The organism is Ramlibacter sp. 2FC (genome assembly GCF_005503345.1).
GTDB lineage: Bacteria > Pseudomonadota > Gammaproteobacteria > Burkholderiales > Burkholderiaceae_C > SCMQ01.
This window is the reverse complement of the sequence record NZ_SCMM01000053.1, coordinates 23,502-30,903: the sequence shown is the minus strand read 5'-3', so window position 1 is coordinate 30,903 and position 7,402 is coordinate 23,502. Positions and strand designations below refer to the sequence as shown.

The 7,402-nt window shown below is 67.8% G+C and carries 4 protein-coding genes and 1 pseudogene; 4 read left to right on the top strand and 1 reads right to left on the bottom strand.

The window, feature by feature from the left end:
• Positions 1–155 precede the first annotated feature (155 nt).
• A complete protein-coding gene (gene ilvD, locus FFS10_RS18915; RefSeq protein WP_137896056.1) occupies positions 156–1,862 on the bottom strand; it encodes a dihydroxy-acid dehydratase in 1,707 nt (568 codons plus the stop codon).
• Between the two features lie 126 nt (positions 1,863–1,988).
• Here ilvD and FFS10_RS18910 point away from each other — a divergent pair, with 126 nt between their 5' ends.
• From FFS10_RS18910 to FFS10_RS18895, 4 genes and pseudogenes are all read left to right on the top strand, one after another.
• Positions 1,989–2,912: a LysR family transcriptional regulator gene (locus FFS10_RS18910; RefSeq protein WP_137896054.1), complete on the top strand. Its 924-nt coding sequence runs from the start codon at positions 1,989–1,991 to the stop codon at positions 2,910–2,912.
• Positions 2,913–3,059: 147 nt separating this feature from the next.
• Positions 3,060–3,910 (top strand): annotated as a pseudogene (locus FFS10_RS18905) (hypothetical protein).
• A 31-nt stretch (positions 3,911–3,941) separates the two neighbouring features.
• Entirely contained in the window at positions 3,942–4,766 is an 825-nt protein-coding gene (gene lgt / locus FFS10_RS18900; RefSeq protein WP_137896052.1) for a prolipoprotein diacylglyceryl transferase, read from the top strand.
• Positions 4,767–4,895: 129 nt separating this feature from the next.
• Positions 4,896–7,370 (top strand): patatin-like protein, encoded by a 2,475-nt coding sequence (locus FFS10_RS18895; protein WP_137896050.1) that lies wholly within the window; start codon positions 4,896–4,898, stop codon positions 7,368–7,370.
• The last annotated feature ends 32 nt before the right edge of the window (positions 7,371–7,402 follow it).

The following is a 7,402-nucleotide window of genomic DNA, read 5'->3' as shown; positions in this document are numbered from 1 at the left end:
CGCAGTCGCCCGCGAAACCCTTGCCTTCGGCTAACTCTTCCCCTTGCCGGGCGAGTAGAGGACTTTCACCTCCGAGTGGGTGCGCCCTGCCGGGCGCACCGCAAAAAAGCCCGGCCCTGGCGGGCCGGGCTTGGCAGCGCCGGGCGCGCCCCGGGTCAGAAGTTGTCGAGCACCGCGCCCTTGCTGGCGCTGGCCGCATTGAAGGCGAACTTGGCCTGCACGCCGCGCGTGTAGCGCGGCGCCGGCGCGGTCCAGCCTTCGCGGCGGCGGGCGATCTCGGCCTCGGCCACGTTCAGCTCCAGCTTGAGCTGGTGCGCGTCGATGGTGATGGAGTCACCCTCCTGCACGAAGGCGATGGTGCCGCCCACGGCGGCCTCGGGCGCCACGTGGCCCACCACCATGCCCCAGGTGCCGCCGGAGAAGCGCCCATCGGTGATCAGGCCCACGGACTCGCCCAGGCCGGCGCCGATCAGCGCGCCCGTGGGCGCCAGCATCTCGGGCATGCCCGGACCGCCCTTGGGGCCCAGGTAGCGCAGCACCATCACGTCGCCGGCCTTGATCTTGCCGTCCAGGATGGCCTGCAGGGCGGACTGCTCGTCGTCGAACACGCGCGCCGGGCCGGTGATGACCGGGTTCTTCAGGCCGGTGATCTTGGCCACCGCGCCTTCGGGCGAGAGGTTGCCCTTGAGGATGGCCAGGTGGCCCTGGGCGTACATGGGGTCGCTGATCGGGCGGATCACGTCCTGGTCGGCCCTTGGCTGGTCCGGCACGTCCTTGAGCACCTCGGCGATGGTCTGGCCGGTGATGGTCAGGCAGTCGCCGTGCAGCAGGCCGGCGTTGAGCAGCAGCTTCATGACCTGCGGAATGCCGCCGGCCTTGTGCAGGTCCACCGCCAGGTACTGGCCGCTCGGCTTGAGGTCGCAGATCACCGGGGTCTTCTTGCGGATGCGCTCGAAGTCGTCGATGGTCCACTCCACGCCGGCCGCGTGGGCGATGGCCAGGAAGTGCAGCACGGCATTGGTCGAGCCGCCGGTGGCCATGATCACGGCCACGGCGTTCTCGATCGCCTTCTTGGTCACGATGTCGCGCGGCTTGATGTCCTTCTTGATGGCCTCGATCAGCACCTTGGCCGACTCCTTGGCCGAGTTCACCTTCTCGTCGTGCGGGTTGGCCATGGTGGAGGAGTAGGGCAGCGAGATGCCCAGGGCCTCGAAGGCGCTGGACATGGTGTTGGCCGTGTACATGCCGCCGCAGGAGCCGGTGCCGGGGATGGCGCGCTTCTCGATCTCCTTGAGGTCCACGTCGCTAAGCTTGCCGGCGGCGTTCTCGCCCACGGCCTCGAACACGCTGACGATGTTCAGGTCCTTGCCCTGGTAATGGCCGGGCAGGATGGTGCCGCCGTAGACGTAGATGGCCGGCACGTTGGCGCGCAGCATGCCCATCAGGCCGCCGGGCATGTTCTTGTCGCAGCCGCCGATCACGACCACGCCGTCCATCCACTGGCCCTGCACGCAGGTCTCGACGCAGTCGGAGATCACTTCGCGGCTGACCAGGCTGTACTTCATGCCCTCGGTGCCCATGGCCATGCCGTCCGAGATGGTGGGCGTGCCGAACACCTGGGCGTTGCCGCCGGCCTCCTCGATGCCGGCGATCGCCGCGTCGGCCAGCTTCTGCAGGCCCGAGTTGCAGGGCGTGATGGTGCTGTGGCCGTTGGCCACGCCGACCATGGGCTTGACGAAGTCGCTTTCCTCGTAGCCCATGGCGTAGTACATGGAGCGGTTGGGCGCACGCGACTTGCCCTGGGTGATGTTCTGGCTGCGGCGGTTGATGGGTTGGATGGGAACGACTTTGCTGTCTGCCATGGTGGGCCTCTGGAAAGTGGAGGTGGGCCGTGCCGCTCTGGGCACGAAGGTTCGCAGGCGAGAGTATGCGTCCTGCAGATTCGGTGTTCAAATATATTTTTAAGTATCAATTAATATGTGACGCATATGAGTGATGCCCTGGTCGAATTGCGCCTCTGGCGCCAGTTCCTGACGGTGGCCGAGGAGCTGCACTTCGGTCGCGCCGCCCGGCGGCTGCACATGACCCAGCCGCCGCTGACCCAGGCCATCGCGGGCCTGGAGAGGCTGCTGGGGCTGCGCCTGCTCGAGCGCACCAAGCGCAGCGTGCAGCTCACGCCGGCCGGTGCCGCGCTGCTGCCCGAGGTGCGCGAGCTTTTGGCGCGCGCGCAGGCCCTGCCGGCCCATGCGCGCGCCGCCGCCGCGGGCGAACTGGGGCGGCTGCGCCTGGCCTTCGTGTCCACCGTCGGCTTCGACCTGCTGCCGCGCTGGGTGCGGGCCTTCCGCGAGCAGTTTCCGCGTGTGCAGCTGGAGCTGATCGAGGCCACCGGCGACGTGCAGCTGCAATTGCTCGAGCGCGGCGAGATCGACGCCGGGCTGATGCTGCACTCGCCGGGCTTCGTGCCGCCGGGCCTGGCGCACCTGGCGATCGATGCCGAGCCGCTGGTGCTGGCCCTGCCCGAGCAGCATGCGCTGGCCGCGCAGCGCGCGCCGGCCTTGCGCGCCGTGCTGGCCGAGCCGCTGGTGATCTTTCCGCGCCGCATCGTGCCCTCTCTTTACGACGCGATCTTCGGCCTCTACCACGCCGCCGGCCAGACCCCGCAGGTGGCGCAGGAGGCGATCCAGATGCAGACCATCGTCAACCTGGTGTCGGCCGGGCTGGGCATCGCCTGGGTGCCCGAGAGCGTGACCCAGTTCCAGCGCCCGGGCGTGGTCTACCGCCAGGTGCGTCCCGAGCCGCCGGCCGGCGTGCCGGGCTGCGAGACCAGCCTGGTCTGGCTGGCCTCCTCGTCCAGCAGCGTGCTGGACGGCTTCCTGAGGTTCGTGCGCGGCGGCGAGGCGACGGGCGCCTGAGGCCGGGGGCTGTGCTGCGCCTTGTTTGCGCCAGGTCAAAAGCTCGGTCGTTCGTATGCATAAAAATGCATCAACCGGATGTGATGCTTGAATTATGTTGCGCACTCAGCCGGTTCCCCTCACAGAAACGATCCGCAGGAGCACACCATGAGCGCAGAACACAGCGAAGCGATCCGCAGCGATGCCTTTGTCCAGGTCCGCTACGACGACGCCATTCCCAACAATGTCGACCTGTCCTCCGACAAGCAGCTGCAGCGCGCGCTCGAGGCCTGGCAGCCCAACTACCTGGACTGGTGGAAGGACATGGGCCCCGAGGGCTTCCAGGGTGCCGAGGTCTACCTGCGCACCGCGGTCGGCGTGGACCCCAGCGGCTGGGCCAAGTTCGGCCATGTCCGCATGCCCGACTACCGCTGGGGCATCCTGCTCGCGCCCAGGGAAGAGGGGCGCACCATCCCCTGCGGCCGCCACAAGGGCCAGCCGGCCTGGCAGGAGGTGCCGGGTGAGTACCGCGCCCTGCTGCGCCGCCTGATCGTGGTGCAGGCCGACACCGAGCCGGCCTCGGTCGAGCAGCAGCCCCGGTGCTGCGCGTGGTCGATGGGCGCTTCGTCACCGAGCAGGTGCCGGCCCTGCGCGCCATCAACAGCCGCCTGCTCGACGACTACATCGCGGACTGCCAGGGCGGCATCGACCGCTGGAACAAGGCCGTGGAGAAGGCCGGCATCGCCTTCAGCTTCAGCCAGCCGCACAAGGGCTTCAACCGCCGCATCGGCGAGTTCGCCAAGTCCCATGTGAGCCCCGAGGGCGAGCTGCTGTCGGCCGAGGCCTGGCAGGCGCGCCGCAGCGAGTGGCTGTGCAGCGACGAGGACCACGCCTACATCGCCTCGCTGATGAAGCCCTGCGTCGAGCCCGGCAAGTACGCGAGCTGGATCGCGCCGCCACGCGTGGGCACCAACAACCAGCCGCAGGACTTCGAGTACGTGCGCATAGAGCGCAGCTGATGCGCATGGCTTGCGTGCACAATCGCAGCCCATGCTGATTCACCCCCAGATCGATCCCGTCGCCCTGCAGCTGGGCCCCCTGGCCATCCACTGGTATGGCCTGACCTACCTGGCCGCCTTCGGGCTGTTCCTGCTGCTGGGGCTGAGGCGCCTGCGGCACGAGCCCTACGCCTCGCTGGCCGGTCCCGCCGCCTGGGGCCGCAAGGACGTGGAGGACATCCTGTTCCTCGGCGTCATGGGCGTGGTGCTGGGCGGGCGCATAGGCTACTGCCTGTTCTACAAGCCGGCCTATTACCTGGCGCACCCGCTCGAGGTGTTCGCGGTCTGGCAGGGCGGCATGAGCTTCCACGGCGGCATGCTGGGCGTGGTCGCGGCCATGGTCTGGTTCGCCCACTCGCGCCGCAAGCCCTTCTGGCAGGTCATGGACTTCGTCGCGCCCTGCGTGCCCACGGGCCTGGCCGCCGGCCGGGTCGGCAACTTCATCAACGGCGAGCTGTGGGGCCGGGTGGCCGATCCCGCGCTGCCCTGGGCCATGCTGTTCCGCGGCGCGGGCGATCTGCCGCGCCATCCGTCCCAGGTCTACCAGTTCCTGATGGAGGGCCTGCTGCTGTTCGTGCTGCTGTGGCTGTACGCGCGCCGCCCGCGCCGTAGCGGCCAGGTGGCGGCGGCCTTCCTGTTCGGCTACGGCGTGTTCCGCTTCATCGCCGAGTTCTTCCGCGAACCCGACGCCCACCTGGGCCTGCTGGCGCTGGGCATGAGCATGGGCCAGTGGCTGTGCCTGCCCATGATCCTGGGCGGGGCCGGCCTGTGGTGGTGGGCCGGGCGGCAGGCGCCGCCGGCGGCGGCGCGCGCCTGAGCCGGCGCGAAGGCAGGGGCGGCCGGTTCGCGCCGGCGGTTGCTTTTTCGCTTGCAGCGGAGCAGACTGAAACGGGGTTCAGTCGATGTCGCGGCCCGTGGATGGTGCGGGCGGAAAGCGAGCGCAGCGATGAAAGAGAAAGAGCTCAGGTTGGCGGTCGTCTTCTTTGGCGGCGTGTCGCTCGCGATTTACCAGCACGGGATCAACCGCGAAATTCTCAACCTGGTCCGAGCGTCCAAGGTCTGCCACCGCGATAAGTCGCTTGAAGGCGGGGGGCCATCCAGCCCGGGCATTCATGATCACTATCCGGACGAGCCGGAAAGCTCGACCGGCAACGTCTACCTCGAGTTTCTGGAGTCCCTGGGCCAGGACATCGACCTGCGGGTCATTGTCGACGTGATCGCGGGCGCCTCCGCGGGCGGCATCAACGGCGTGGCCCTGGCCACGGCGCTGGCCCACGACCTGAGCCTGATGCCGATCACCGACATGTGGCTTCAGGAGGCCGACATGCTCAATCTGCTGGCGCCCGAGGCCAGGGCGAGGCTGTGGAGCAAGTGGTATTTCTGGCCCCTGGTCCAGCCCCTGCTCAAGCGGCTGGACCGCGAGGGCCTGCTGCCGGGCCCGGCCGACGCCGAGATGAAGGAGCGGGTGTCGGTGTTCCTGCGCTCGCGCTGGTTCAAGCCGCCGCTGGACGGGCGCCGCCTGACGGCGCTGATGCTCGATGGCCTGGCGGCGATGGGCAAGTCGGGGGCGGCGTCGGAGTCGCTGCTGCCCACGGGCACGAGGCTGGATCTGCTGATCACGGTGACCGACTTCAGGGGGCTGGACCGGCCCATCTTCATCCACGACCCGCCGGTGGCGCATGAAAGAGAGCATCGCCACATTCTTCATTTCGGTCTCGACCATCTGCGAACCGGCCATCTGAAGAGCGACTTCGACGTCGACAACCTGCCTTCGCTGGCCTTTGCCTGCCGGGCCACGGCGTCCTACCCGGGGGCCTTCCCGCCGGCCCAGGTCCGCGAGATCGACGACATCCTGGCCGAGCGCCACCGGCCCTGGCCTGCGCGCACGTATTTCCTGGAGCGCAATTTCAAGCGCTACCACGAGCTCGGCGAGAACCCCGAGGAGGCGGTGCTGGTCGACGGCAGCGTGCTCGACAACAAGCCGATCACGGCCTGCGTGGAGGCCATACGCACCCATGGCGCCTACCGCGAGGTCGATCGCCGCCTCGTCTACATCGACCCCCGTCCGAAACGCGACACCGTGATGGCTGGTCGGGGCGTGCCGGGCTTTTTCGCCACGCTGCGCGGGGCGCTGTCGGACCTGCCGCGCCACGACCCCGTCTACAACGAACTGGCCGTGATCAGCCGCCACAACCGGCAGGCGCGGCGCCTGAGGGCGTCCATCCTCGACTCCCGCTCCCATGTCGCCAAGATGATCGAGCAGTTGACCGAGGGCCGGCTCAAGGGCAGCTTCACGGCCGACGACCTGCGGTACTGGCGGCTCTCGGCGCTCAAGCTGTTGTCCGGCACGGCCATCGTGTTCGATTCCTGGATGCGCTCCATCGTTCACGAAGGCCTGGATTTCATTGTCCAGATCGTCGTCAGCGCCTGCCAGTACAGCGCAGATTCGCGCGAAGCGCGCCGGGTCCAGGAAACCATCGAGGAATGGGCTAGAAACCGGGGCATCATCTCCGCTTCCTATTCCTGGCCCCAGGGCCTGCACGAGTATGCGGAGCTGCCCCCCTCTGGAAAAATCATCGGGGACTTCGCGGTGGTCTACAAGAAGCGGCGCCTGAATTTCGTCCTGCACGAAATCAACGACCTCTACCCGCAAGTGTCGGAGGATGGCTCCCGTGTGGCCGACCCCGAGTCGCTCGATCTGCTGAAAATCAAGGTGCAGAAATGCATCGACGAGCTGTCGGTCTATGACGGCATCAATTTCCTGAGCCGCCAGGCGGTCGCCATGTGCCGGCAGCTGTTCCTCGGCAGGTTTGCCGACGAAAAGCCCAACATCGTCTATGGCGATCTCGATCTCCTGGGGCAAGAAGACATCGACCAGATATCCAAGCTGGTCGACCGGCTCGGCGAGGAATGCGACATGGAGCGGTCCATGGACAACGCCGATGCGGTGCTGGCATCCCCTCTGCTCCAGGGCCTGGCCGAGCGCTGCCGCATCGCCATCCTGACCGGCTATCTGGGCTACATCTACTGGGACACCATCCTGCGGCCGACCGCGAGCGCCCTGTCGCTGGACGCCGGGCCGATCGAGGAGATCCTGATCGACCGCATCAGTCCGGAAGACGCGACCACGATCGCGCTCTACGACAAGAAAGAGGTGCTGATCGGCGGCACGTTCGCGGGCTTTGGGGGTTTTCTGAGCCGCTCGATCCGCGAGAACGACTACCTCTGGGGCCGGCTCCATGCGGTGGATCGGCTGTTCGACATCCTGGCCAGCACGGTGCCCGCCAAGATGCTTCGCGATCTCGATTTCCGCGCCCTCAAGAAGCGCGCGTTCGAATGCGTGCTCGAGGAGGAGGCCGGGCGGCTCAAGTTCGTGCCGGAATTGATGGCGCAGGTCAAGGAGGCCGTCGCGCGGCTTTGACGCCCGCCGCCGCGTGCCAGGAGAGGAAAGCG